Genomic DNA, 26,396 nt, shown 5'->3' with positions numbered 1-26,396 from the left:
TATCCAGTTACTATTAATTCTTAATCATTTCATGCTCAAATAAATTAAAATGTTACAAAACATTTTCCAAAGTTGATTAATCAATCGATTGACTAAACTAATTATGATAAAAGTTTATTTTTTTACACACCAATAAAAGATGCCTTATTTATATTTATTGATACACAATATAACCCATTATGAGAAAACTTTTAAATCTAATGCTTGCAACCCTCGCTTTAGGGGCTGCATCCTGTAACAAGACCTTGGTAAACACCGAAGAAAGTGTCGAAACTCTAAAAGCAAAAACATCAACTAGCTCGGTAACAAATGAATGGAACAGTAATCCCTACAAGCTGAACGTCATCTATTTTGTTCCAAATGATGTTGATTCCATTCCCAACTTCAGAAAGCGTCTTAGCAAGATCCTTTTGGATGCCCAAAATATGTTTGCAAATAATATGGATCGCGAAGGGTTCGGCAGAAAATCCTTCGGATTAGATCTGCTCAATGACAGCCTGATTAATATTCATTACATCGCTGGAAAATATGGTAAAGCTACTTATCCGTACTCAGGGGGCAGCGGCGCTGTGAAGGCGGAAGTGGACAGCTATTTTAATCAAAATCCGTCAGGAAAAAAAAGCGAGCACAATCTAATCATTATTCCAACCTACAATACAGATCCAGCTAATCCGGGAGGCCCTCCATTTTATGGTACAGGTACCAGCTGCTATGCGTTAGATTATGTAAATCTGGACGCTAAAAACTTAGGAATAGGCGGTGATATTGGATGGAAAGCAACTGTATGGATAGGTGGAATGATTCACGAACTGGGCCATGGATTAAATGCCAGCCACAACAGAATGAACAAAACGCTAGCGCCAACTTTAGGTACCGCATTAATGGGCTCAGGCAATTCAACCTACGGAATATCTACAACCTCTTTGACCGGTACCACAGCGGCAACATTTAACAATAGCCAAGTATTCAGCCCTGTAGCAAGAAGTGACTGGTATACTTCTGCATCTGCAGAAATAACATCCCTGTCATCAAGCTTTGTGAACAATAAGATTATCGTTTCGGGGAAATTTACAACAACAAAACCAGTCAATGACATTGTTGTTTGGCACGATAGGGAGCCTTTTGGAGTGAATAACGATTATGATGCCGTACAATGGGCTACAAAAATAATAGGCCAGGATAGTTTTCGATTTGAGTGCCCATTAGCTGATTTTTATGATCTGACAGGAAATTACGAAATGAGAATAGGATTTCTCCATGTCAATGGAAGCCGTACTACCTTAGGATACGCTTATAACTTCGTTAACAATATCCCCGATTTATCCAAGGTTGTAACCTATAAATTGTTACCGACCACAGGTTGGTCAATTGTAGCTAGCGATAGTAATGAGCCTGGATCACCGGCAAGCAATGTATTGGATATGAATAGAAGTACAGTCTGGCATACTCCCTGGTCGTCCACTCAAACTCCGCAGCCACATTTCTTCTCCGTCAATATGGGCGCAATACGTACCGTAAAAGGAGTTGCTTTCCGTAACCGCGACAATTTAAATGGAGCGATGAAAGATGTCAATATTTACTCAAGTACAAATGGCATAAGCTGGACGTTGATCAAAACGACGCAGTTGAGCAAAGTTGCTGGCTCCTGGATCAATGTCGATCTTAATACATCCATTAGCACCCAATACCTTAAAATAGAATCGACAAGTTCTTGGGGTGATTTCTTCTATTCTCATCTTGCAGATTTTGGTGCATATTAAAATTTAGATCGATAGAATATAGGGCCGATATCGCAAATAATATCGGCCTTTTTTAGCTTTGATCAACACCGAATAAGTGAGATTCATAATTGAGGTTAGCAAATAATTTTATATTTTTAGTAGATCATGCTGACTTTGACTTATCAATAAGCTAGAAAAAACGATCGAAATAATCACTTATAATTAAAATTAGGATGAATAAACAAGAACTGATCAAAACTTTTTCTGACAACCACTATACAGTTATTGCCTGTATCCAGGCATTACCTGAGCCTCATTTTTCATATCGTAATCATGAAAAATGGACGGCTGGTCAGCAGCTAAAACATATTCTCTTAACGCTTCTACCCTTTCCAAAGGTACTTCAGTCAAAAGATTATATAGCCCAAAAATTTGGATCCCTGCAACGCGCAACCTGGGACTACGATACGGTACGTAACAATTATCTCAAAACAAGCCGGCAAGCCCCAAGTCAATTTTTGCCTGAAGAAATCCTGCCCGCACAGAAAGAGGGTCTGATTGCGCAACTGGAAGAAGTATTAGCTACAATCAATCAGCTATTTGTACTGTACAATGAAGAGGAGCTCGATAGCCTGGTTTTACCACATCCTCTGGTCGGCAAACTCAGTATACGCGAAATGTTTTTTCTGATGAGCTATCATCCCCTACACCACCTGAATCAAATCAAGGAAAACTTGGTCTCATTCAATCAATGAGCTACACTTTATTCATCAGCTTTTCATCAAATCAGTGTTAATGGTATTGTTCTCTTGTATGGACCATATCATATAAATCAAAGCCTTCAGCCCAATAGTCTTTATGGATTTCCCTTAGTATAAAACCATTTTTCTTATAAAATCCGAACGTGAATTGAGAGGTACCGACTTCGATCTTTTCAACCTGATGATGGGTGTACAGAAAGTCAATACGGTGATGCAATAGGTTTTTTCCAAAACCAAATCCGTGATATTTTGGATTTAAAAAACTCCAGCTCAAAAATCCTGTGCGCTCATCATCAGAAAAACCTACTCCACCGCCACCAATAATTTGCCCGTTAACCAGTGCAACAAAATACGTCTCCATTTCCTGGTCAAGATATTCTGTGAAATCGGCAACCTCGCTCTGTGCAAAGTACTTCGGTATATTCATATGAAGAATATCGATCAGCCTATTTCTGTCCTGAACATCATATTTCCTAATTTCCAAATACTTATCCATAATTGGTATGATTACAAATCCCTGTCTATTGTTAACTTACATTTCCTTTGAAGTTTATTAAATATAATAATAATTTAGTGTGTTTTTATTGCGCTATTTCCAAGCCCACCGATTGGCCGTATTTTTCCCAAGAAACATTAAAAACCATCGCTATTGGCTTGATTTTTGATTAATTTTACGGTCGCACTGCGGTAAGCAGATGATCATTAAATACCCAATATGCAAAAACCTCAAAAGGATATTCCGATTTTTTTTGAAGCATTAAATCAGATGCCGATTGCAACTGCCATTTATGATAATTCGAACCTCAATATCGCATTCGCCAACTCGCGAATGCTAAATATGTGGCGTACAGAAAACGAAATATTTGGACATTCCTTTGGAGAGGTTTTTCCGGTTTTTACCCAAGAAGGATTTACAGATATACTCCGTAATGTCTGGGAGAGCGGTGTCACCTACAAGGCATTTGAAACCCCTGCAACGATCATTGACCGTGATTTCAAGATCAAACGTTATTTTGATTTTGAATATAGGCCCCTCTTTGATAAGCGTGGCCGAACTTATTCCATCCTCCACACAGCCACAGATGTCACGCATAAGATACACGAAGAGAAACCTGAAGATCAAGAAAATATAACAATCAATCCCGCAACCAACCTGCGCATGATATCCTATACGCTATCACATGATGCTAAAAATCCTTTGGCTCTTGCTAAATTGGGCATAGGTGTGCTAAAAGAACATTTGGATATGCAGTCCAATAGGCGGCTCGAATTGTACGATGTCATTGATCAATCACTTGAAAACATTGCTGATATTATCGACAAAACGGTCGAACTGAGTCTTGCTCCAATTAACAGACTACGGAAACAAGCTCTTCGTTTAGATCTTACATTGCCCAATTGGTGCCGGGAAGCCAAATTATTATATCGTAGCCCACATACTGAACTTATCTTTGGTGACCTTTTTCCAGTAAACAGCGATCAAAATGCAATCTACCAAATCTTTACAAACTTGATCAACAATGCCGTCAAATACTCTTCGGCCAATAAGAAAGCAACGGTGCATATATATAGTGAAAAAGTAACGAACGGTGTGTTATATATCATCAAAGACAATGGTATCGGTATTCCGCAGCATGAACTCGAAAATATCCGCATGGAAAGACTCCGTGGTTCAAATTCAACGGATTACCAGGGAAAAGGCATCGGATTGTTTATCGTTCAGGAAATTCTTGAAAGACTCAAAGCGCAGATGGCCATCTTCAGTAAGGAAAACCAAGGAACCGAAATCCGTTTATTTTTCCCAAATTAATAAAGCGACATAGCCCTTTTATCTTCCTTTCATGGCAGATTTTGCCAATCTTAAACTGCTTTCAAGAAAAATCATTGTTGGACTGCTGATTTATGGCTAATTTTGAGTGTTTAGAAATTGTAAGCAAAATCAGACACGTCTCTATGAATCATTTTCGTAAATATTGGAAACTATTTTCCCATATTGGTGCACATCCGGGCATGTCATACATCGATTTCAAACGTGTGCACATGATAAATTTGATTGCATTGTTATGTTTATTTCCGACAATTTTCTTTTCGATCCTCAATCTTATCGACCACCGCTATGTTTTATCGGCGATTAATTTCTCCAATTCTATTTGTTCGTTTACGGTCCTTCTGCTTCAATATTATGGGAAACACAATATCGCGAAGGCAACACTATTGACAAGTAATTCTGTGTTTTTCTTCGCTGGGGCACTACTTTATAAAAATGGCGGCGAATATTTTTTATTGTGCACTTTGATTGTCTCGATGTTAATGTATGACAACCGAAAGATCCATATAGTCCTTTGTATTACGGTAGCTTTCCTGATTTTACTGTTATATTTGCTTCCTGATATACTTCCCCTGAGCCAGCAAGTTCCACGATCCAGATCTGTTTTCAATATTATCAATGCACTTGCTTTCATGGTCGTTGCGGTCAACTTCTTTCTTGATATCATCTATAAGAATATGAAAAAAATTGAGCAGCAACGCCTCAACTTAGAATCCATGAATCGGGACAAAGAAAAAATTTTTTCTATTATCGCGCACGACATCAAAAGTCCTTTTGCCAACTTGGAAGCACTGGTATTTATGTTTCGTAATCAGATGCTCGATAGTACGGCCTCCCAGGAATATATCCAACAGATCTATCAGCAGATTACGCAGCAGAATCAAGCTCTGGATGATTTACTACAATGGGGCAGCAGCAGTATGCAGGGTATGAATACCAAAGCATCACCCCAATTAATCAAACCTATGATACAACAAATTATTAAAGTTTTTAATGAGAACACACAATCTAAACAACTAAAAATCAATATTGATATACCTAACAACACGCAGATAATTGCCAATCGGGATCATACCATCATTATTTTACGCAACCTGATTAGCAATGCGATCAAATTCAGCTATGTGAATGGGAATATCAACATCTACACCAGCATGGATGAAACCTATACACATATTCATATTCAGGATGAAGGAATAGGGATTAACCCCTCGAAGTCTGCTGCACTTTTTAATGAGATTCAGCAAAAGTCCTTTGGCACAGAAGACGAGCCCGGATCGGGTGTGGGTCTTGTCTTATGCAAGGATCTTATTGAACGAAACAAAGGTGTTGTGAACATCCAAAGTACCCCCAATAAGGGATCGGTTTTTACAGTGGGATTGCCATCCTGCCCCAGCCATAAGCCGCAAACCAATGTCGAAGTGCCTACATGCTGTTAACTCAAATATAGGTTTAGAAATTTTTTTGTAAAATTATTTCCGGGCGAGAAACTTTATGTGCTTCAATATATGTTCATTTTTGTAGATTTACCCCTAACGCACATTGACGCAAAGGAAATATGGAAGTAAAAGCCAATTATGAATATAAAATCATCGACACACCAGTTGGTCCTATACACTTAATCGCTACCGAAAAGGGACTTTCAGGTTTAGTTTGGGCGGACAAGGATTATATCCGCACAAAACTTCCTACAGCAACCTACAATGAACAGGCTCCAGTTTTAATACAGACAGAACTGCAGCTGAATGAGTACTTTGCAAAAAAAAGAAAGATATTTGATATTCCGCTTGATTTTCAGGGAACAGCCTTTCAGATCAGGGTCTGGGAAGTGCTTTTAGGTGTTCCCTATGGTACAACCAGGACTTACGGTCAGCTGGCGCAGCAACTTGGCGACAGCAAAGCTGTCCGTGCCGTTGGTGGCGCGTTGAATAAAAATCCTATAGCCATCATTGCCCCCTGTCATAGGATAGTTGGCACCTCAGGGAAGCTTGTGGGCTTTGCCGGGGGCATTCGCAATAAGTCTATCCTGCTTGACCTTGAACAACACTATCAGACCCCAACACTATTCGATCTTTAACGCTGATTATTAGCCTTGGAGCACATCATTCCTGCGGCATTCCAATCATTTCAGGGAATCTTTGAATTGCCGATGAAGAGAAAAAAAATTGCATCTCCGCTTTTGTAATTAAAACTATATCTTTATGAAAAGAATTACACGTTCACTATGATAGAGAATACGTTTGGAATGGATATAATGCCTGAAAATGAACATGACAGACTGAATGCCCTCAGACGCTATAAAATAACTGGAACCCCTTCTGAAGCCAGCTTTGATGGAATTGCAAAATTAGCCACACAAATCTTCAATGCCCCTATTGCATTGCTCTCACTGGTGGATGCAGAATCTGTCTATTTCAAAGCAAATATTGGCATGGGCACCACAAAGGAAACGAATCGAGGGCAAAGCTTGTGTAGTCTAGCTATTCTGGACAAGAAAGTAACGGTCTTTGAAGATACACTGAAAGAAGATATCTTACTGACCAATCCAAATGTAATTGGTGATTTTGGACTACGGTTTTACGCAGGTGCACCACTTATTACCCATGATGGTTTTATGATCGGTTCACTGTGCGTCATCGACAAACGTCCGCGCGCTTTCACTGCGGCTGATCGACAGATATTAGAAGGTCTTGCTCGGACCGCAATGGATCAAATCGAGCTTCGAAGTTCTTCCATAGATAAAATTGATGAGCTTGAGGGTGTCAATATTACTATGGCAACCATGCAACAACGGCTGCTCGAGCTTAATGACGAGATGGAGCTTGCCAACGATGAACTTTATCGTACCAATAGCCAGCTCAACAAATCCTATGATTTGACAGTGCTGCTCAACAAAAACCTCAAAAAAAGTGAACGTCGATTCAGATCCTTTATAGATAAGGCCCCAATAGCCTTTGCGATTTTAACAGGCCGTGAATTAGTCATTGAAGTTGCCAACGATATGATGCTCAAACTCTGGCGCAAAACAGAGGTTATTCTCGGCAAACCACTAGCACAAGCACTTCCGGAATTACAGGGACAGCCTTATTTGGGGATATTGGATGATGTCTTTACTACTGGCCAAAACTATATTGGAGACACTGCCTACGCAAGACTTGAGTCTATGGGGGAATTGGGCGATCATTATTTTGATTTCACCTATGAGCCGTTGAAAAATGATGAAGGCGAAACGGAGTCTATTATTGTCATCGCCAATGAGGTTACGGAGCGTATTAAAAGAAACGAACACCTTGAAGCCCTCAACTATCAGTTGGAAATTGCACTAAAAGCTGGTGAACTTGGTTCTTACAATCGCGATATAAGAACAGGTAAAATGGACTGCTCGGAAACCTGTAAACTCAATTTTGGTCTCACTAAAAACGATCGCTTTGACTATGATGTCCTCATGCAAAGCATCGTCCCTGAGCACCGCGAAATGGTCTATCAAAAAGTTCAGGATGCTATCCGGAACAAGACCACTTATCACGCTGAATATCTCATCCGTTGGCCTGATGGATCGTTGCATTGGATCAATGCGTCGGGTCTTCCCAAATACGATGCAGAAGGTAATGCGACTCACCTCATTGGTGTAGTGGCGGATATCACAAAACGGAAAAATTATGAGTCACAAAAAGATGATTTCCTGGGCATTGCCAGCCATGAACTAAAGACGCCCGTCACGGGATTAAAGGGAACGATTCAACTGCTGGAACGATTCAAGGACAAAACCGGAAGTGACATCATTTCAAGACTTATTGATCAGTCTGCTGTCAATATCAAAAAGATCGTTACACTTGTTGACGACCTTCTTAATATGCATCGAATAAGTGAAGGGCAGCTTCATCTCGAAAAAACAACCTTCAAGGCATCAAAGATACTTACCTCCAGTTGCCACAATATCATATCCCAAGGCAACCATCAAGTTAATATTACCGGCGATCTCGATGCAGATATCTTTGCCGACGAACAACGTCTTGAACAAGTCCTTGTAAATTTTGTCAACAATGCCGTTAAATATGCCCCAGAATCGAGAGAAATCAATATTACGGTTGAACAGCTTCAAGATCGTATCAAAATAACCGTCAAAGATCAAGGTGAAGGAATTAATCCGGCAGTACAGCCTTTTATTTTTGATCGATATTATAGAGCTAATCACGAAGGTAAATCTTACTCGGGGCTTGGACTGGGGCTTTATATTTCCGCTGAAATAATCAAAAAACACGCGGGTCAGATAGGAGTTGATAGCACCGTGGGTTTGGGCAGTAGTTTTTGGTTTTCCATCCCACTCCCGACAGTAGAAAAATAAACGCAAAAGAGCCGGTTTTTACCCGGCTCTTTACTATCAAATCCTACGTGCTTATTATTGACAGACTGCTTACACTTACGTGTAGTAGTCCGGCATTTGAAAATAGACTTAGGCTATCTCCTCAACCGTCGCATCAGGCGCATTCTTCTTGACAGACTCAATACCATTTTCCATACCACTTGCACTTTCATACATCTCGCTGGTTCCAATAATTTGGCCATTGGTAGCTTTGAGGTTAAAGTAGTGCTTACCGTTCGTAGAAGTTTTACGATCAAATTTGTTATCGTCCTGAGCGTTCTTTTTTACAGATTCAACGCCATTTAAACAGTTGGCTTTAGTTGTATAACCTTCACTGCTTAAAATCACCTGTCCGTTTCCAGCTTTTAGATTAAACTGAAATTCTCCATTTTTCCGTGTTTTTACTTCAAATTTACCCATTTTCTCAATTAATTAAATAAATATGTGGTTATCGGAATTAACTTCCATACTAAAGATAATACTTTTCAATGTTTTTATTGTAAAACAACGATTAATTTTTTTATCATCAATAAGGCACATACTTCCTATACATCTGTTCTAACAGATTCAACGTCACAGTACGCAAGACTGTTTAATCTCTTAACGCGGTTAAATCTTGTGTAGGAGCGGGCAAATTCAGATTACTTATCGCCGTATAGACAGATTCATCGACTTTAAAACCCCATTTTCTAAAAAAATCCGAAAGATCTTTTTGTGCAATCTGACATGCCGATAGCATAAAATAGCGCATTTTTTCTGCGTCTGTTGAAACTGCAGGTCTGTTCTCGCGGGTAATTTTGCTAAGTTTGATGTAGAAATCATCACCAAATCCTAGCCAAATCTGATGAAACATAATCATTTTCAAATCATTATCCCCTGAATTAAAGTTGCGGTCCGCGATGTTTTTCTGAAAGTAAGTCGTCAATTTAGGCCAGGAATTATTGGCAGTCACCCGGTTTACCGGCAATCCAAATCCCCTTTCACTGGCTAGAGAATAGACATTCACGGTTGTTTCTGTCAGATTGCCCCAGGTCCAAGCTTTTTGTTGATAGGTATGCCCTACTTCATGCCATATTCCCCATCCATTTGTATTGGACAGGTATTTTGGCTGCAACATACGATAAGATAAAGCATCGGTAAAATAAATAGAAATACCGGCAGCCATATAACCACCTGCACTCGAATCTCTCACGGTAATCAGGTGTTTATTATATGGTATGGCATGGACTCCACTCGTACCATTCAAACCACTGATCCGATTGGAAAAACCAATAATTGAATCCAGTCTATCCACAATAAGCTGTTGATCTTCGTTCTTATACAGCAGCGCATCAGCAATTTTGGTTACCATAATGGTGTGATCTGACGAGAAGACGACATCCGGCACTGTATTTTTCAACGAATCCAATGTAGCTACCCATTGCTCATGGGTGGTAATTCCCTTTTGAAAGTAAGGTACCGGGATAAAGCCCTTGCCAAAAGAAAGCTCTATTTCTCCAGTTGTTGTGTAGTTATCAGCTGTATAAATCACATAAACCAAACCCCCGTATTGATCCACTGTGAACGTTTGCGTACCTGCCTGGAGATTAAAATACTGCCGTACTGGTCGAATATTGTCTCTAAAAGGCGTCCCGATCGCTAAGCGTGCCGCTGTAGTCCCCGAGTTGACTTTTACTTTTATCGTTATGGAACTGTTTGGTGCCACATAAAATCCGGTCATTTGCATCTCATTATGATTTGCTCGAAACTGAAGTCTATCAACCTCAGTTGCAGCCGAAGGACTTACTTTAAATCGTTGGACCGAATCCGCTATTGCTAAGGATTCTCCACTGGAGCCGTTCAGCAAAGTGTACATTAAGCTCCCATCCTTCCGACAGGAAGTGGTCATAGCGATCACTAAAATCGCGATTAAAGAAAACACGGTCTTTCTCATAATTTTTAAATAAAGTTTATAAATTGTATTAATTGTCCGCACTTCTTTTCGATCATCCTTCAAAGCCTCAGCGGCTGTTTCGAAGTTTTTATTTTTCTGATCGATTTATGGTTCATCGAAACTTGAAAACCAGATGATCCATGCAAAGAATTCACCTCACCTTCAGCAAAGTATTTTAGTTCATAATCTAAAAGCAAGATATAATATATTGTACAGAAAAATAATCAACCACTCCACATCAAACGTTTGCACAATCAACGAAAACCTTTTCGCTATGATGAATTTCAAATAATTATAAAGAAAATCTGTTTTAAAAAAATGATAAGAAACGAGTAACACCCCTATTCTCTACTGCTATAGAAGCTAGATGTTATTCAAACTAATTACACAGCCCCAACGCTATTCCCTCGAACACTACATCATAAAGGACTAACATGGCAGCACATGATCATCACATCTGTTACCATCAATAAAATTATATATCATTCTCTTGACGTAGATTAATCATTACGTGAAGTTTAAAAACTCCTAAAAAAAAGTATAACAAAAAGTTATAACCAACCTATTTTAATACTTAACTTTTAATACAGATAACAAACACAAACACCTATACTACAAAGAATAATGAACAATAAAATCATAAAAAATAGCAGTCAAAAATTAGAGTAAAAAAAGCGATTTCTCTGTTATTGGAATCAGGTTTTTATTCATCCGCCTATTTTTCCAGTGATAGTCTGCTGCAGGTTAGTTTTACCACAATCGGTGATAAAAAATTATAATTTTAAAAAGCGAATCGTTAAATTCGAAAAGTACACTATGAAATTAATACGCTAATTTTGCTTGCGTTCAAACAAGATTGATGGAACACTTAACCTAAACTATAGCCCTAGACACTGTAGTGCGGCAATAACGAGCGATTATCTTAAAACATGAAAAACAACATAAAGGAACAAAACGAAACGTTAAATCAATTGGATCAAAATTCAGCATTGCTAGCAGAACACCCCATTCTAGTAGAATTTAAAAACCTTATTCACCAGTATCCTCAGAATCACTGGGACCTCCAATTCTACTTGAAAAAGCTCAATATATCAAGAATAGCGTTACATCGATTGATGCTTTCAAGTAATGAAACTTCACCCAGCACGATCGTCAAGGAAATTGTTGCAAGTGAGATTGCTAAAAAACTAGCTTCTACGGAGATTCCGATTAAAGAGTTGACTTCGTATTATGGTTTTAGTTCATCGGCATCATTAACACGGTTTATCAAAAAACATACTGGTCTTAGTCCGCGAAAATTTAGAGCATTAAACGCATTGGATTATGTTTAAACTTGCCCAGCGACTATCTCTCATTTCGATAGTTAAAAATTGAATATCTTTAGGTAAACCTTTTTATGATGTTTCATGATACTCATGCATTTACCAACATTTAATATTGATTCAATAAGGCTGCACAGTGAATAAAAATCAAGATAGAGCAGCTACTGCTTTTTGATAAGCTTGTAATTATTCAGCGATTCGTCCTTTTGAACAGTATACTGATCTTTGAGTTGCATCACCCAACCCTCACCCTCTATTCGCTGTCCTTCGATTTTAGTAGGCCTACTAACGGTTATTTTATCCCAATTGGGCGCCATGAGCGCCCCGCTTTTGACATCTAGAATCCCCCAGTTATCGGCGATCCTTATGGTTGGATAAACAGTTCCCAAATCTGTGATTGGGAGGATATTTCTCGGATCAAAAGACACATTCATTTTCTCAAATTTAATGGTCATATGAGGCTGATCCACAAACAAGGAACGATACAATGCAATTTGCTTCTTTATTTTTTCCGCTCGTAGTTGTTCCTCTGTGAATATCTGTTTTCCATTATACTCCGCTGTAATGGCTTTTACTGTTGCTGCAAGATCTTTCGGAAGTTCAATGTTCAATTCGCGCATAAAGAATACAGTTAAATCTGTATTTACTGAAATCTTTTGATTCCAAAGCGGATCCTTTAAACTCATTATATATCCATAGATGGGCGTGGTATTGTAGGCAAAAGACCTTACATAAGTGGGGTTCTTGAAAAATCTGTCTATTACATCAATGAAATGTTTTTTTGTTTTTTCTTTATCTCTCCCACTGATCATTACTCCGGTATACTCTGCAATCCCTTCATTAAGTTCCAATTGATTTTCAATATGGGCAGAGCCTGGAAAAAGTGAATTTCGATACTTCCGAAAAATCAAAGCATCCTTCAAGTGCATTCGTTGTTCATCTTGCGCGTCTGAACAAACCGCCTTTTTAAGCGCCTCCAATTCTAAACGTAAGTATATCCGTCCATTCTCTTGATCGAGATGAGTACTTTCGCTGTTATTTTGAACAAATCCCAAAGCCGATTGTGCGGAATGAAACAATTCATGAGCCAACAAATTGATCCGTGCATAATAATCTTTAGATAAAGGCAACATAATCATCGCCCAAGTGCGACCATTCCACGTTAAAGACGTATTGGCAATATTTACACTGTCGGGCAATTTAGCAATATAGCTATTTTTATATTGCACAAACGAACTATCAGCACCAAAGTTATTACTAAATAGCTGTCGTGTCTCAGGGTTCACCAAAATAATATCATCATATAAATCTCTATTCCATAACGAATAACCAATTTTAGTTGCAGTTTTAATTTCACTAAAATATTGAACAATACTGTCTGGCTTTGTCTCCTTAGATTCTTGTCCAAGCGCTAATGCACTGAGCAAAAGATATAGAAACGTTATAGATATTTTCTTCATTAAACACTTGTGAAAACGGTTATAAATGATATTTTTTGGTTAAAAAGAGATTGTTAGAATTTGACAAACATCTTCTTTCTAATTGCTAAAAATACACATTATATCACTAAAATATCTATCATTAAACAAAAAAAAGCACACTTAATCTGTGTACTTTTTTGCTCAACATCGACGATGCTGTGTTTATACATCATTATAAAGACTCTTTGAACTACAAAGTATTCTTGAGATATACTGCTGATTCCAAGTTCAATCCATCGAGTCTGCTAATACCTGGTTGTTTTACAAATCCATTCTGTTCAAAAAGTCCTATCAACGAACTTTTTAAGGGTTCATTGATCCAAATCACGTCGTAGGTACTGCAGACGGCAAGACATTTGTTCATTAATGATGCCTCCATTTGCTGCAGAGCCTCATGCTGGCAGACACCGAAATCCGCGATTCGAATCACACGTTTACCTGCCAGGCCTTTCGGCTTCTGCCCTTTTGAGGTTATTCTTGCATAACCCATCGGCTGATCGTTAGCATATACTACCAGCCATTGATTTGACATACTGTTTATTTCGCTGACAAGGGTTTTGGAATTAAAACTATCAACAATGTAATTATCTAGTTCAGCTGGCTCCACTAAGCTGCCGAATTTTTCTAGGGCTAGAGTTTTGGTGAGCATTGACAACGCTTCAATTCCCTGCTCTGTTGCTACCGTAAATTTTGTGACTATATTCATATGTGCATCTACTATTAAATACACAAATGTACATGCTATCACTTGCTATTATTCGATACACATTGTTCATTTAGCATCAGTACAGGCTCCCACATAAATAACGACCTATATGCTGGATCGCTTCTATTCGTTTATCAGAAAACTTATCCGCGATGACCAACCTAAAATAATGTTCAAAAGTATTCGAAAAAGAGAACGTATAGCCCGGCGTAAATCTTGCACCAATTTTTTCACACTGCGCGTAAAAATCCGCCATATCTGTACTTTCGGGCATTTTAACCCAAAGATTATACCCGCCTGCAGGTGTGATCACTTTGGTTTTTTCAGGAAAACTGGAAGCGATTAGGTTGGTGGCCAGATAGGCATTTTTTGCCAGTTGCATCTTCAGTGAACGAATATGCCGATCGTAACTGCTGCTACCGATCAAACGGTTTACGGTCTCCTGATTCAGAGGAGAAACTGTACTGCCCAATGCAAACTTGATCTGTTCAGCATCCTTCAGAAATCGCCCTGTGCTTAACCAGCCCAGCCGAATTCCAGGTGCCAGGGTTTTTGAATACGATGAATACGTCATAACCAATCCGCTTTCATCAAATTGTTTAAGTGTGGATGGTCTGCTCCCCTGAAAGTTCAGGTCACCATAGATATCATTCTCGATTACAGCAACATGATATTGATGAGCAATCGCCAATAAAGCAATTTTCTGTTCATCTGAAAGCAAAATACCTGTTGGATTATGAAAATTCGGTGTTAGGACGACTGCTTTAACAGCATTTCCTTGACATGCTTTTCTAAAAAAGTCTATATCAAAACCATCTTTAGCAAGAACAGGAATTTCAATGACGCGCAGTTTGAGCACCCGAATGACCTCTAACGCAGAAAATACGCATGGACTTTCCACAGCAACAATATCTCCGGCTTCACATGCAGCAGCCAAGGCGATATACAAAGCCTGTAAGGCACCATCTGTGATCAGCAATTCATCTGCATGCAGCAAGGTCTGATAGGAAGCCGCACGCCTGATAATATTATCCTTCAATTGTACCGAACCATTAGATGGATAATAGCGCAGTAACCCTGCCCCTTGTTCCCGAATGACCTGCTGCATGGTCCGAAGTAAAAGTTTTTGCGGAACAAGAAGATCCCCCGGGGCAGCAACATTAAATTCCGAAAAACCCCGCCCCACAGGTGACGCTGTTGTCAGACCAAGCCCTTGTTCAAAGACAGCATCCCTTACTACCGGTGGACGTCGACGCCCTTCCGGTTCTGCCAGCATTTCATTCTTCGCACTGACATAGTAGCCAGATTTCGGAACACTCTCCACCAAACCAATAATCATAAGGTACTCATAACCTGACTGAACAGTACTCATACTTAAACCATAGTAATCTTTAAACTCGCGTACTGAAGGCAGCTTTTGCCCCGGTTTATAGACTCCTGATTTTATATTTTTCTCAATTGCTTGTGTAAAAATTTCAAATTTATAGCTCTTCATCTGTATTGATCACTTTTACCTATACTGTACCTGTATCGCAAATTTAATCAATCTAAATTTGTCTAAAAAAGAAATGACAGGTAATTATCAAATCAACAGCCCCAGCGAATTACGTGCTCTTCCACAGGAGGTATTACCCGAATTAAGTCAGGAACTAAGAAACTTCCTCATTGACCATATTGCTACACATGGCGGTCATTTTAGTTCAAGCCTTGGAGTTGTAGAACTTACTATAGCAGTTCATTATGTATTTAACACCCCTAAGGATAAATTGATCTGGGACGTTGGTCATCAGGCTTATGTCCATAAATTACTCACGGGGAGAGCGGCTCGCTTCCATTCGAATAGACTTCTAGGCGGTATAAGCGGATTTCCTGTTATGGAAGAAAATAACTTTGACGCCTTTGGTACAGGTCATTCTTCCACATCCCTATCAGCAATTCTGGGTATGGCCTGCGCAGCCAGGTATAAGGGTGATAACAGCCGTCAACACATCGCTGTTATAGGCGACGGCGCCATGACTGCCGGCCTGGCATTCGAAGCTTTAAATAATATAGGTTTTGAACAGCCTAACCTATTGATTATATTAAATGACAATGATATGTCTATTGATGCCGGTACGGGAGCCCTACAAAACTATCTGACCGACCTGACCTCGGGGCAAGCCTATAATCAGTTCAAATCACAGATCAAAAAGCTGCTGTTACCCCATAAAGATCGGACACAATGGTCAATTGCTGCGATTAGAAAAATAGAGAAATTGATAAAAACAGGGCTATTTGCATCGAGCAATATTTTCGAGGCCTTAGGTATACGTTATTTTGGACCAGTGGATGGTCATAACCTCCACAAGCTTATCAAAATTTTCGAGCAGTTGAAGCATATCCCGGGACCCAAAATAGTGCATTGTGTAACACAAAAAGGAAAAGGTTTTGCACCGGCCATGTTAAACAAGGTGGAATGGCATGCCACAGGGAAATTCGACAAGCTGACAGGTATACGGTTAGAAAACCAGTTACCGCAACTCCACAACGAGACTTTTCAGCAAGTGCTGGGCGAAACGCTGATACAGCTCGCCCAACGTAATAGCCGTATTATCGCTATAAGCCCGGCCATGCTTTCCGGCAGCAGGCTGACTGCAATGAAACAGCAGATGCCTAACCGCGTTTTTGACGTTGGTATCTGCGAGCAGCATGCCATTACTTTTTCTGCCGGCCTTGCTGCTGATGGGCTACTTCCTTTCTGTGTGATTTATTCGACATTCTTACAACGCGCCTATGATCAGCTAATCCACGATGTCGCTTTACAGAAATTACCGGTCGTGTTCTGTATCGACAGGGCCGGTGTTGTCGGTCCCGATGGTCCCACCCATCAGGGGGCATTCGACATTGCTTTTCTCCGCTGCATACCCAACATCACCGGCGCTTCGCCCATGACGCTCACAGACTTTAAAAATTTGTTGTTCACGGCTCAGGACATCACTCTTGACGGACCGCTTGCAATCCGCTACCCAAAAGGCCCAGGTAGTCGAGAGAAGCAATCAGACAAATGTACAAGACTTGAAATTGGAAAAGGAAGAAGGCTTTGTTCAGGGCAAGACATTGCCATACTCTCTCTTGGGCCCGTTGGTCAATATGCACAGGACGCCTGCAACGAACTGCTCCGGGAAGGCATGCAGGTTGGGCACTATGATCTACAGTTCTTTAAACCGCTCGACGAAGCGTTATTACATGAAGTATTCCAATCATATTCCTATATCATCACTGTTGAAGATGGATGTATAGCTGGTGGAGTAGGAACTGCAGTGCTGGAATTTATGGCCGAACATGGCTACTCAGCGACCTTGAAGCGACTTGGCTTGCCCGATACTTTTGCAGTACAGGGTACACAGCAACAGCTTCACCAACTTTATCACTACGACAAGCAGGCTATTATCGCCACGGTGAGACAGCTATACACGGGTCCGCTCGAATCGGCAGGCTCAGGGTGTAGCCTTAAGCCGAACGAGTCTTCCCCAAACAGTTAACTTAGTCACAATAGTAGTGCTTAAACAATATAGATTAAACTATCATTTGGTCTGATCATAGGATGTAAACAGCATAGGACCAACCCTGTCAGACATTCAGCTTGCGAAGCTTTCCTAAAAGGTCTTTTTGTCAGGACATGCCTTTCATAGACTTACTTCGTCTTTCAATTGTAAAAAGAATCTATAAGAGCCAAAACTGCCTATATCTTCTAAGACAAACATCCAGAAAGGTACGGTGTTTGTGGCTTACATGAAAGAAACAATGTTGTTTCTTTCATGTAGCAATTCATACCATGAAACACTTATTCGTCCTCCTTGCTATAGCGACTGGCTTATTTCTAATCAGCAAGGTTTGCTTTTCACAAAAAGGGAAAGATTCAAAACCGTCAATACAAAATACTATGAATACTATAAATCAAAAAGATCATGTTGTCTATTTTGCCGGAGGATGCTTCTGGGGAACTGAGCATTTCTTTAAACAAGTCCGCGGGGTCACCGCAACCGAAGTTGGCTATGCCAATGGAAACCTTCAGCACCCTTCATACGCACAAGTTTCGACAGGAACCTCAGGTTTTGCCGAAACGGTAAAGGTAACCTTCGACCCGGAGCTTGTCGATCTAAAGCTTCTCGTAGACCTTTTCTTCAAAACAATTGATCCAACTTCATTAAATAAACAAGGCAACGATATCGGTACACAATACCGTACAGGAATCTATTATACCAATGCGGATGATGCCGCTGTTATCAAAGAACAAATAGCTGCTTTAGCAAGTCAATACAACAGCAAAATCGTGGTGGAAATAGAATCTTTACAGAATTATTATAATGCTGAAGCTTATCATCAAAAATACCTGGACAAAAACCCTGGCGGTTATTGCCATATAAGCCCTGATTTATTTAAACTTGCGCGAAATGCCAACCCCGAAAAAGCGAAAGCGGACGTTAAAAACACGTATAAAAAAGCAGATAAGGAGACCTTGAAGAAAGAGTTGACTCCATTGCAATACGATGTTACACAAAACAGTGCAACGGAGCGCGCGTTTGACAATGCCTATAATGATGAATTTAGGGAAGGTATTTATGTCGATATCACAACCGGAGAACCCTTATTTGTTTCTACAGATAAATTTGAATCGGGATGTGGGTGGCCCAGTTTTTCCAAACCAATTAGCGATAGCCTGATTCAAGAACACTCCGACAATTCGTACGGGATGCGCAGAACGGAAGTACGCAGCAAAACTGGTGATGCACACCTCGGCCACGTTTTTAACGATGGACCGGCAGATAAAGGTGGTCTACGCTATTGTATAAACAGTGCTTCACTTCGATTTATTCCAAAAGACAAGATGAAAGCACAGGGCTACGAAAAGTATTTGCCATTATTGGTAAAAAAATAGTCTGCAGCGCCTCAAACGAGGCGCTTGCCCTGAACATTTCAGATTCCTTCAAGCTAGCGTTATAATAACCTATTATTCAATGCAAAAACCAATACTTCATTCATGTTACTTACCCCCAGCTTTTCAAATAATTTTCGCCGATGAAATTTCACCGTATCAATGGAAACGAAAATTTTTTCCGAAGTTTCATGAATGGTCAGACCGCGATGATAAAAACGTAAAATCTCTATTTCACGTTCGGTAAGATTAATCTTTTTTTGGGAGTTCCATTTCCCAGTCAACAGATCCAATTCCCATACTAGATCGGAGTGCAGCTTTTCGATAGTCACGTTACCTGAAGATACGTTAGTGGATAAAGACACGATACAAATTGCTTTCCATATTTTCCCCTCTTCTGTCAAAAAAACAGGTGTCAGTTTATGATTAATTAAAATAAACTTGTTGTGTGCATTTTGTATCTGAAAATCATACGATATAACATAAAGCTTCCGTTCCTCGATGGGTATTTTTTCATAAAAGCTGAACCCCGCTTCATTAATCGTAATGAGCATCTGGAAATCATCGGATGGAACATATTTTTGATAAAAGCCATAGCCCATTTCCAGTACCTCTTTGGCTGTTAAACCAGCGAGAAACAGCGGGTTGTCTGAAACAAACTCAAAACTTTTAGCCTGGTAATCGATTAGATAAATACTCTGATAGGTAATCCGTGAGAAAGCTTTGACGAGCTCAATATAGCCATGGGTCTGCAGGATGTCCCTTTCTGAAAGACGATCAACAGTATTTTTTTGTGAAAATAGCGCGTTAAAATCCATAACGAAATTCTAAATGTCGAAGTTAAATAAAACTACACTCAAGTGTAGCTTTTATTTGGACAAACTGTAATACTTTTGGACAAAACAGCTAAAAAAATATAGCTAACTGAACGAAAAGCCGGAAAAAACATAAAACTATTTCTTACACAAATGCTTATTAACACTATTCAGATTCGAAATATTGGAATCGCCTTGGGGATCTTATTTTTTGGAAACAGCAATGCACAGCAGAAAATTGAGGTTCTAAATTTTGGGACATTTCACATGAGCTATACGCCTGATGCACATAAAGTAGAATTTGACGAAAAAGATCAAAAAAACAGAAGAGAAACATATCAAGTAGCCAAACTGTTGGCAGACTTTAAACCAACTATCATCTGCGTGGAAATCATTCCTGAAAAAAACGAAGAATTGAACGGCGACTACAGCTCTTTTATTAAAGATAAAGGACATAAAGCTAAGTTCGGTGGTGAAATAGCCATAATTGCATATGAAGTAGGCAAACTTGCAGGGGTAAAAAAAATTTATGGAATTGATGAACAGCAAACTGCTGCTTATAATTACAACATTGCAAATGAGTTGGAGAATCAGGTAGACAGTGTAACCTATAAAAGCTACATGGGAAAAATTATGCAGGAATTCGCCCATATTGATAAACTCTCCATTTTAGAAAAATTAAAGGTATTTAATCAGAAAGAGACCTTGCAAAAGTTTATCAATGTAAACGCTGATATCTTAACCTACAGCAGTACAAAAGGTAATTTTGAAGGAGCAGACGAAGCCAGTAAATTCTACCGAAGAAATCTACGGATATTCTCCAATTTAAATCAGATCCCGGTCACTGGGCAGGATCGAATTTTGCTAATCACGGGCGCGACTCACGCAGCTTTCCTTGGTGAACTTTTGCAACGGAGCCCCAAATACAAACTCGTAGAAGTTGCCGAATACCTTCAATAAAACCATCGGTAAGAAAAGACTCTTTTGGTCGACTTTCGAATGAAACAGATTAACAAACCTTAATTACTTAAATAAACACTTCAAAATGATAACTTGTAAAAACTGTGGCACAGGCATTACGTCAAAATTCTGTCCCGATTGTGGCCAACCTGCAATGCTAAAAAGAATAGACGCTCATTATATCACCCACGAAATACAACATGTGCTTCACTTTGAACGCGGCATCCTCTATACCATTCGAGAATTGGTGACAGCTCCGGGGAAGAATGTGCAAAACTACATTTCTGAAAATCGCAGCCGGCTGGTCAAACCTATTATTTTCGTTATTGTCACATCTTTAGTGTATTCTATTATTGCCCACTTTTTCCATACTGAAGAGCGCTATATGCAATCAATCGACAGCCATGGTATTGAAAGTAAACTCGTAATCACAAGCAACATCTTTCGATGGCTACGAGATCATTATGGTTATGCTAACATTATTATGGGGTTCTTTATCGCCCTTTGGACTAAATTATTCTTTAAAAAATACGGTTATAATCTTTTTGAAATCATCATCTTATTATGTTTTATTATGGGGATGACAATGTTAATTTATGCACTTTTTGCAATAATTGACGGTATCACGCACCAAAGTTTAATCCTATATGCAACTTTAGTAACTTTTATATATTACTCCTGGGCCATGGGACAGTTTTTTGATAAAGCTAAAAAGATCAACTATTTCAAAGCATTTGCCGCTTCAATAATAGGCTTTTTCTCCTATTTGGTCGTCATACTTTTCATTGGTATTACATTGGATATACTTATAAAATAGCAATTTTGTGACTGATGCAGACATGTATCTAAGAAGCCACCATCATCAATTGATGCGATAAATAGGATAGAGAAGATGTGACTCTTCATAATAAGGTGAATTTTTGTATATCCAATCCAGCTGCGCACTACTACTTGCAGCAAGTTTAGGGTTGTTCATCTTTTCGCGCTCAAAGGCAGATCTTAAATCTTTATTCTCCTTTAGAAGCTTGGCTGCTGTATCTTCAAAAACATAAGCTGAATAGTATTCTTTTTGTCCTAAGATCGCATCAAAGAAATTCCAATTAAAATAAGAGTCTATTGCTTCAGGTTCCAAGGTTTCCAGCAGAAACTTCACACCGTCCTGGTTCAAAGGGACCAAAAAATCACCGGCACTGAAGTTTACCTTGTTGGACTCCCGAAGGAGACTGGTGTCAAAATGTAAATAATGCCCCTCATATGGACTTGAAGTTGTCTTGAAATCCTTAATCCTATACTGTTCCACCGCAATAACAGAATCTTGTTTAAGCGGAATCATCTTGATTTGATTGAGTGTCAACAATTCAATAATTTTCCATTCAGACTGCGGAATGACATAATACGATGGAATCGTCACTTCTTTTATCGGAACATATGTATTATATAACTTAACTTGTTTTGAAAACTTAGCGTTTCTATCATACCACAACCTATCTTTCGAAGAAACGTCACTTGGTTTATATTTTGCCTCGAAGCCCTTAAATTCCAGCGATTCATATTTTGAGGAATCAAGCTTCCATGCTATGGCATATTTATCCCCTATTTGATATTGCTTTAGGTTTTCAGCTCTTTTTTGTTTAATCACCTTATAATTCTGTTCGATAAAATCCAGGTTACAACGCATATAGTCATAAGTCGCTTTGACACGTTCTTGATAAGGTTTCAACATATGTGTTTCCACAACAGTTCCGATTACATTAAATAGACTGGTGTAGCCTGTTGCGTATCTTGGCGAATCCATAAAGGTTGGAAAACCTCCATCGGGCACATCGTTGTGGATGTTAACATAGGGAACAGACATAAATCCTTTCTTTTGGAGATCCTTGAGTAAGTTTTTTTGCATGTGGCTGTTAAAATAATTTCCCAAAAGGTTTCCTAGACGTTCTTTGTTTGTTGAGATATAGGTGAAGGTGTACTGATAATCGGCCCCATTGCTGACATGATTATCTATAAAAACATCTGGTTTGACCCATTGAAAAATTCGCTGAAAACTCCGCGAGTTTTTAGTATCTGTCTTAATAAAATCCCTATTTAAGTCATAGTGTCTTGCATTTCCACGAAAACCATACTCCTCAGGGCCATTTTGATTAGCTCTGGAAAAGCTCCCACGATTTAACATCCCACTCACATTGTAACTCGCCAGCGCAACAACAATAACATTTTGAGGTGCCTTTATCTTTCCTGTCGCCAAATCGCGCATGAGCATCATAGTCGCATCAATACCGTCTGGCTCTCCAGGATGAATACCATTGTTGACCAATAAAACGCACCTCTCTTCCCTAGCCACTTCCAGAGTCTTTCCAAACGGATTAAATACAACAACATCTATTGGTTTATTGTTATCGTCTTCTCCCCTTGTTTCATAGTGAATTGTTGTATATTTCTGTGCCAATTCCTGATAATATGCCCGCATTTCTTCAAAAGTTGCCGATTGATTGCCATTACCCCGTTCATAAGGTGTAAGTATTTGGGCATAACTTCTGCCAAAAAGCATGAAAGAAAATAATATCAGGAACTGTTTCATAAGATCAATTTAGGCTCCAATTTACGATAAACTTGTTAAAATGCGTAAGCAATCTCGCCCTTCTATTAAGAACGGCTTCCCGATAAAAACAAAATCCCTAAGAAATGTAGGGATTTTGTTTTTACTCTTTATCGCTATCTTATTTGCTGACCTCGTTTAATAATTCAATATCTTCCGTATCTAATTTAAGAGCCGGAGCCGCACATAACGTATCCAATTGACGCTCACTTGTAGCACTCACAATGGGAGCGGTAATTAGCGGTTTAGCCAACAACCATGCTAATGCTACAGTCGCCTGTTTTGTCCCATGTTTCTCGGAGATAACATCGAGCGCTTCCAGGACAGCTTTACCTTTAGCATCAAAATATTTTTTGATCCCACCGCCTCTAGCCGTTTTATCAAAGTCAGCTTCAGTACGGTATTTACCGGTCAAGAAACCTGCAGCAAGTGACCAATATGGAAATACACTCAAGCCGTACTTCTCGACCAATCCCGCATAATCTGTTTCAAAACCTGTGCGCTCTACCAAATTATAATGCGGTTGCAAAGCAACATATTTAGGAAGACCATTTTTCTCCGCAACATCAAAGCTTTCCGTTAACCGCGCCGGCGATAGATTAGAAGCGGCAATATAACGTACCTTGCCTGCTTCTATTAAGTCAGCATAAGCCGACAATGTCTCCTCCACAGGTGTTATGTTATCGTCAAAGTGGGTATAGTATAAATCAATATGATCTACTCCCAATCGTCGCAATGATTCATCAGCAGATTTCAAAATATGTTTCCTTGAGATATCATATCCGTGCTCCTTAGTCTCGGATCCAACTTTTGTTGCGATTACTATATTTTGACGGTTACCACGGCTTTTTAACCATTTCCCAATAATTTCTTCGGACTGCCCGCCGGTTCCATTCACCCACCAAGAATAGGTATCTGCCGTATCGATAAAATTAAATCCTGCTCCTACGAACTTATCTAGCATTTCAAACGATTTTTGCTCATCTAATGTCCAGCCAAAAACATTCCCGCCAAAATTAATTGGAGCTATCTGCAAATCTGTGTGTTGTATTTCTACCTTTTTCATTGAAATTATCTGTTTATTGTTCCTTTAAATAAAAAATCGCTATGCAAGTATAGCTATAAAGCTAAAGTTACAGTATTCATCTTGAGCCACGACAGCATTCTTCACATCTAATTGTCAAAAAGAGTAAAGTACTTTACTGTAATTTAGTACGCAGTTACTATTTATTATACTAAATTGCAACAGGCTTTCGGCCGGATGATTGTGCTCATAGCCTAAAATGCCATCTTAGTTCTCATGGCCGACATCAATATGACGGGTCCTGAACATGTCCGATAAAGCTTTCAATAGATTGAACAGATTAAATTGACAAAACCCAATCTTCCATGATCCCAATAGTATATAGACCAGCAATGGAAAGTGATTTGATTTTTCTTTTAGATCTAAGAGCAAAAACCATGACCCCACATTTAATTGCCGCCGCGTTACCCACTACTACGGATTCACATCTACAAAGAATTAAATACAAATTTGAACATGCTGCTATCATTGAATATGACAATATCTCCCTATCGGGCTTTTGAAAATCGAGAAAGGACGGGCTCATATCGAGTTGATTCAAATACAGATCGATCCCCGATATCAAGGGAAAGGGCTGGGAAAAAAGATATTAAAAGATCTTATAAATGAGGCAATTTATGAAGGGAAGTCGATTTCATTACATGTGTTAAAAACTAATAAAGCGCAAAAGCTCTACTTTAGTCTTGGTTTCGAAATTATCGGAGAAGACGAGCATTCATATCATATGAAGTACTCAAACAAGGATAAGATTTAAAAAAACAGGTCGGCTCTTTAACCGACCTGTTTTTGCATTACTTTTCAATAGACGACATATCGATTACAAAACGATATTTCACATCACTATCCAATACCCTTTGATACGCCTCATTTACATAGTCGATATCAATCATTTCTGTTTCAGGTAGAATATTATGTTCAGCACAAAAATCAAGCATATCCTGAGTTTCCTGTATTCCCCCAATGCTGGAAGCCGTTAGGATCTTATTTCCCCCCATGATTGAGCGTCCATTAATTTCCATGGGCGCAGCCGGAATCCCCACGCAAATATAAACTCCTTTTGTTTTCAATAATGCAAGATAGAGGTTATAGTCATGCGGTGCTGATACGGTATCAATAATAAAATCAAAATACGATGAGAATTCTTTTATTTCATCGGCCTCATGCGTATTTAAGAACTTGTGTGCTCCAAGTAGAGCAGCATCCTCCTTTTTGCGCGGTGAATGACTTATCATTGTGACTTCTGCCCCCATTGCCACTGCAATTTTAACAGCCATATGTCCCAATCCGCCTAAGCCTAACACACCAACTTTATGCCCTTTGCTAACATTCCATCTTTTTAATGGCGAATAGGTGGTGATTCCTGCACAGAGTAGCGGTGCCACCTTTTTAATATCCAAAGATTCCGGCACATGCAGCACAAAATCTGCATCCGCAACAATATTATTGCTATAACCACCAAAAGTATAGCTGTGATCGTGCATCACATCTTTGCTGTTGTACGTCCAGACGGTCTTCTTTTCTGAACAGAACTGTTGTTGGTCTGACTTACAGTTATCGCATTCGCCACAGGAAGCAACCATACAACCGACACCTGCCAGGTCACCTTTTTTGAACTTAGTCACTCCAGGACCAACTGCACTTATCCGACCAACAATTTCGTGCCCGGGAACAATTGGGTATTGTGTACCACCCCACTCATCATGTACTTGATGAATATCAGAGTGACAGATCCCGCTGTACAAGATATCTATTAAAACATCGTTTGCACCAAGCTCTCTCCTTTCAAACTCCCAGTATTCAAGTGGAGAACTACTGTCTTTCGCCGCATAACCTTTCGACTTAATCATATTATCTTTTTTTATAGACCACAATTTGGATACGAAGATATCTTCGATCCCCTATTTACGTTGT

The 26,396-nt window shown here is 39.3% G+C and carries 23 protein-coding genes and 1 pseudogene; 14 read left to right on the top strand and 10 right to left on the bottom strand.

Features of this window, described 5'->3' with window-relative positions:
* Positions 1-179: 179 nt before the first annotated feature.
* Positions 180-1,760, top strand: a complete 1,581-nt coding sequence (locus tag M2419_RS07835; RefSeq protein WP_259254740.1) for a discoidin domain-containing protein — start codon at positions 180-182, stop codon at positions 1,758-1,760.
* Positions 1,761-1,954: 194 nt separating this feature from the next.
* Entirely contained in the window at positions 1,955-2,476 is a 522-nt protein-coding gene (locus M2419_RS07830; protein WP_259254739.1) for a DinB family protein, read from the top strand.
* 37 nt (positions 2,477-2,513) lie between these two features.
* Here the strand turns inward: M2419_RS07830 and M2419_RS07825 are convergent, their stop codons facing one another.
* Positions 2,514-2,978 carry a GNAT family N-acetyltransferase gene (locus M2419_RS07825; RefSeq protein WP_153844627.1) on the bottom strand — a complete coding sequence of 155 codons (465 nt, stop codon included), beginning with the start codon at positions 2,976-2,978 and terminating at the stop codon, positions 2,514-2,516.
* 219 nt (positions 2,979-3,197) lie between these two features.
* Here M2419_RS07825 and M2419_RS07820 point away from each other — a divergent pair, with 219 nt between their 5' ends.
* From M2419_RS07820 to M2419_RS07805, 4 genes are all read left to right on the top strand, one after another.
* Entirely contained in the window at positions 3,198-4,292 is a 1,095-nt protein-coding gene (locus M2419_RS07820) for a PAS domain-containing sensor histidine kinase (RefSeq protein WP_153844628.1), read from the top strand.
* 143 nt (positions 4,293-4,435) lie between these two features.
* The gene (locus M2419_RS07815) at positions 4,436-5,749 is read left to right on the top strand and encodes a sensor histidine kinase KdpD (RefSeq protein WP_259254736.1); all 1,314 of its coding nucleotides are present in this window, start codon (positions 4,436-4,438) and stop codon (positions 5,747-5,749) included.
* 119 nt (positions 5,750-5,868) lie between these two features.
* A complete protein-coding gene (locus tag M2419_RS07810) occupies positions 5,869-6,387 on the top strand; it encodes a methylated-DNA--[protein]-cysteine S-methyltransferase (RefSeq protein ID WP_182981731.1) in 519 nt (172 codons plus the stop codon).
* Positions 6,388-6,534: 147 nt separating this feature from the next.
* Entirely contained in the window at positions 6,535-8,655 is a 2,121-nt protein-coding gene (locus M2419_RS07805; RefSeq protein ID WP_259254735.1) for an ATP-binding protein, read from the top strand.
* A gap of 108 nt (positions 8,656-8,763) precedes the next feature.
* Here the strand turns inward: M2419_RS07805 and M2419_RS07800 are convergent, their stop codons facing one another.
* Entirely contained in the window at positions 8,764-9,093 is a 330-nt protein-coding gene (locus M2419_RS07800) for a YegP family protein (RefSeq protein ID WP_075992803.1), read from the bottom strand.
* Between the two features lie 172 nt (positions 9,094-9,265).
* On the bottom strand, positions 9,266-10,606 hold the full coding sequence (locus M2419_RS07795) for a M60 family metallopeptidase (protein WP_259254734.1): 1,341 nt from the start codon (positions 10,604-10,606) through the stop codon (positions 9,266-9,268).
* 929 nt (positions 10,607-11,535) lie between these two features.
* Between M2419_RS07795 and M2419_RS07790 the strand changes: the two genes are divergently transcribed.
* Entirely contained in the window at positions 11,536-11,937 is a 402-nt protein-coding gene (locus M2419_RS07790) for a helix-turn-helix domain-containing protein (protein ID WP_259254733.1), read from the top strand.
* Positions 11,938-12,089: 152 nt separating this feature from the next.
* Here the strand turns inward: M2419_RS07790 and M2419_RS07785 are convergent, their stop codons facing one another.
* The 3 genes from M2419_RS07785 to M2419_RS07775 all read right to left on the bottom strand — a co-directional run bounded on the left by M2419_RS07785 (position 12,090) and on the right by M2419_RS07775 (position 15,610).
* Positions 12,090-13,388: a hypothetical protein gene (locus M2419_RS07785; protein WP_182331928.1), complete on the bottom strand. Its 1,299-nt coding sequence runs from the start codon at positions 13,386-13,388 to the stop codon at positions 12,090-12,092.
* Positions 13,389-13,599: 211 nt separating this feature from the next.
* On the bottom strand, positions 13,600-14,115 hold the full coding sequence (locus tag M2419_RS07780) for an N-acetyltransferase (protein WP_182331926.1): 516 nt from the start codon (positions 14,113-14,115) through the stop codon (positions 13,600-13,602).
* Positions 14,116-14,191: 76 nt separating this feature from the next.
* Entirely contained in the window at positions 14,192-15,610 is a 1,419-nt protein-coding gene (locus M2419_RS07775) for a PLP-dependent aminotransferase family protein (RefSeq protein ID WP_259254731.1), read from the bottom strand.
* A 73-nt stretch (positions 15,611-15,683) separates the two neighbouring features.
* Between M2419_RS07775 and dxs the strand changes: the two genes are divergently transcribed.
* From dxs to msrB, 3 genes and pseudogenes are all read left to right on the top strand, one after another.
* Complete coding sequence (gene dxs / locus M2419_RS07770) at positions 15,684-17,636, top strand: 1-deoxy-D-xylulose-5-phosphate synthase (protein WP_259254730.1); 1,953 nt, start codon at positions 15,684-15,686, stop codon at positions 17,634-17,636.
* A gap of 293 nt (positions 17,637-17,929) precedes the next feature.
* Positions 17,930-18,505: pseudogene (msrA, locus tag M2419_RS27475) on the top strand (peptide-methionine (S)-S-oxide reductase MsrA); the annotation flags it as partial.
* Between the two features lie 108 nt (positions 18,506-18,613).
* A complete protein-coding gene (gene msrB / locus M2419_RS27470; protein WP_349675893.1) occupies positions 18,614-19,033 on the top strand; it encodes a peptide-methionine (R)-S-oxide reductase MsrB in 420 nt (139 codons plus the stop codon).
* A gap of 59 nt (positions 19,034-19,092) precedes the next feature.
* On the opposite strand, the gene M2419_RS07760 is transcribed toward msrB, so the two are convergent.
* Positions 19,093-19,848, bottom strand: a complete 756-nt coding sequence (locus M2419_RS07760) for a response regulator transcription factor (protein ID WP_182331920.1) — start codon at positions 19,846-19,848, stop codon at positions 19,093-19,095.
* A gap of 150 nt (positions 19,849-19,998) precedes the next feature.
* Between M2419_RS07760 and M2419_RS07755 the strand changes: the two genes are divergently transcribed.
* Both M2419_RS07755 and M2419_RS07750 read left to right on the top strand, forming a co-directional pair.
* Positions 19,999-20,805, top strand: a complete 807-nt coding sequence (locus M2419_RS07755) for a DUF5694 domain-containing protein (protein WP_259254728.1) — start codon at positions 19,999-20,001, stop codon at positions 20,803-20,805.
* An 85-nt stretch (positions 20,806-20,890) separates the two neighbouring features.
* Complete coding sequence (locus M2419_RS07750; protein ID WP_227550078.1) at positions 20,891-21,622, top strand: DUF3667 domain-containing protein; 732 nt, start codon at positions 20,891-20,893, stop codon at positions 21,620-21,622.
* Positions 21,623-21,667: 45 nt separating this feature from the next.
* On the opposite strand, the gene M2419_RS07745 is transcribed toward M2419_RS07750, so the two are convergent.
* Both M2419_RS07745 and M2419_RS07740 read right to left on the bottom strand, forming a co-directional pair.
* On the bottom strand, positions 21,668-23,383 hold the full coding sequence (locus M2419_RS07745; protein ID WP_182331918.1) for a hypothetical protein: 1,716 nt from the start codon (positions 23,381-23,383) through the stop codon (positions 21,668-21,670).
* A gap of 139 nt (positions 23,384-23,522) precedes the next feature.
* Positions 23,523-24,467: an aldo/keto reductase gene (locus M2419_RS07740; RefSeq protein ID WP_182331917.1), complete on the bottom strand. Its 945-nt coding sequence runs from the start codon at positions 24,465-24,467 to the stop codon at positions 23,523-23,525.
* A gap of 323 nt (positions 24,468-24,790) precedes the next feature.
* Here M2419_RS07740 and M2419_RS07735 point away from each other — a divergent pair, with 323 nt between their 5' ends.
* Together M2419_RS07735 and M2419_RS27465 are read left to right on the top strand one after the other, a co-directional pair.
* Positions 24,791-24,988: a hypothetical protein gene (locus M2419_RS07735; RefSeq protein ID WP_259254726.1), complete on the top strand. Its 198-nt coding sequence runs from the start codon at positions 24,791-24,793 to the stop codon at positions 24,986-24,988.
* Positions 24,985-25,239, top strand: coding sequence for a GNAT family N-acetyltransferase (locus tag M2419_RS27465; RefSeq protein ID WP_409049504.1), 255 nt, complete (start codon positions 24,985-24,987; stop codon positions 25,237-25,239). The genes M2419_RS07735 and M2419_RS27465 overlap by 4 nt, the downstream gene beginning before the upstream one ends.
* Before the next feature lie 37 nt (positions 25,240-25,276).
* On the opposite strand, the gene M2419_RS07730 is transcribed toward M2419_RS27465, so the two are convergent.
* Positions 25,277-26,332: an NAD(P)-dependent alcohol dehydrogenase gene (locus tag M2419_RS07730; RefSeq protein ID WP_182331915.1), complete on the bottom strand. Its 1,056-nt coding sequence runs from the start codon at positions 26,330-26,332 to the stop codon at positions 25,277-25,279.
* Between the last annotated feature and the right edge of the window lie 64 nt (positions 26,333-26,396).

The organism is Sphingobacterium sp. BIGb0116 (assembly GCF_024808035.1).
GTDB lineage: Bacteria > Bacteroidota > Bacteroidia > Sphingobacteriales > Sphingobacteriaceae > Sphingobacterium > Sphingobacterium paramultivorum.
Note: the sequence above shows the minus strand (reverse complement) of the source record. Positions and strands in the feature narration are given on the sequence as shown.

Excerpts from the sequence above, each read along its gene's own strand:
- M2419_RS07800 (WP_075992803.1), bottom strand. The coding sequence starts at position 9,093 with ATGGGTAAATTTGAAGTAAAAACACGGAAAAATGGAGAATTTCAGTTT.
- M2419_RS07750 (WP_227550078.1), top strand. The coding sequence starts at position 20,891 with ATGATAACTTGTAAAAACTGTGGCACAGGCATTACGTCAAAATTCTGT.
- M2419_RS07835 (WP_259254740.1), top strand. The coding sequence starts at position 180 with ATGAGAAAACTTTTAAATCTAATGCTTGCAACCCTCGCTTTAGGGGCT.
- M2419_RS07745 (WP_182331918.1), bottom strand. The coding sequence starts at position 23,383 with ATGAAACAGTTCCTGATATTATTTTCTTTCATGCTTTTTGGCAGAAGT.
- M2419_RS07775 (WP_259254731.1), bottom strand. The coding sequence starts at position 15,610 with ATGAAGAGCTATAAATTTGAAATTTTTACACAAGCAATTGAGAAAAAT.
- M2419_RS07830 (WP_259254739.1), top strand. The coding sequence starts at position 1,955 with ATGAATAAACAAGAACTGATCAAAACTTTTTCTGACAACCACTATACA.
- M2419_RS07790 (WP_259254733.1), top strand. The coding sequence starts at position 11,536 with ATGAAAAACAACATAAAGGAACAAAACGAAACGTTAAATCAATTGGAT.
- M2419_RS07825 (WP_153844627.1), bottom strand. The coding sequence starts at position 2,978 with ATGGATAAGTATTTGGAAATTAGGAAATATGATGTTCAGGACAGAAAT.
- M2419_RS07780 (WP_182331926.1), bottom strand. The coding sequence starts at position 14,115 with ATGAATATAGTCACAAAATTTACGGTAGCAACAGAGCAGGGAATTGAA.
- M2419_RS07755 (WP_259254728.1), top strand. The coding sequence starts at position 19,999 with ATGCTTATTAACACTATTCAGATTCGAAATATTGGAATCGCCTTGGGG.
- M2419_RS07730 (WP_182331915.1), bottom strand. The coding sequence starts at position 26,332 with ATGATTAAGTCGAAAGGTTATGCGGCGAAAGACAGTAGTTCTCCACTT.
- M2419_RS07820 (WP_153844628.1), top strand. The coding sequence starts at position 3,198 with ATGCAAAAACCTCAAAAGGATATTCCGATTTTTTTTGAAGCATTAAAT.
- M2419_RS07760 (WP_182331920.1), bottom strand. The coding sequence starts at position 19,848 with ATGGATTTTAACGCGCTATTTTCACAAAAAAATACTGTTGATCGTCTT.
- M2419_RS07740 (WP_182331917.1), bottom strand. The coding sequence starts at position 24,467 with ATGAAAAAGGTAGAAATACAACACACAGATTTGCAGATAGCTCCAATT.
- M2419_RS07735 (WP_259254726.1), top strand. The coding sequence starts at position 24,791 with ATGATCCCAATAGTATATAGACCAGCAATGGAAAGTGATTTGATTTTT.
- M2419_RS07810 (WP_182981731.1), top strand. The coding sequence starts at position 5,869 with ATGGAAGTAAAAGCCAATTATGAATATAAAATCATCGACACACCAGTT.
- M2419_RS07795 (WP_259254734.1), bottom strand. The coding sequence starts at position 10,606 with ATGAGAAAGACCGTGTTTTCTTTAATCGCGATTTTAGTGATCGCTATG.
- M2419_RS07815 (WP_259254736.1), top strand. The coding sequence starts at position 4,436 with ATGAATCATTTTCGTAAATATTGGAAACTATTTTCCCATATTGGTGCA.
- dxs (WP_259254730.1), top strand. The coding sequence starts at position 15,684 with ATGACAGGTAATTATCAAATCAACAGCCCCAGCGAATTACGTGCTCTT.
- M2419_RS07805 (WP_259254735.1), top strand. The coding sequence starts at position 6,535 with ATGATAGAGAATACGTTTGGAATGGATATAATGCCTGAAAATGAACAT.
- M2419_RS07785 (WP_182331928.1), bottom strand. The coding sequence starts at position 13,388 with ATGAAGAAAATATCTATAACGTTTCTATATCTTTTGCTCAGTGCATTA.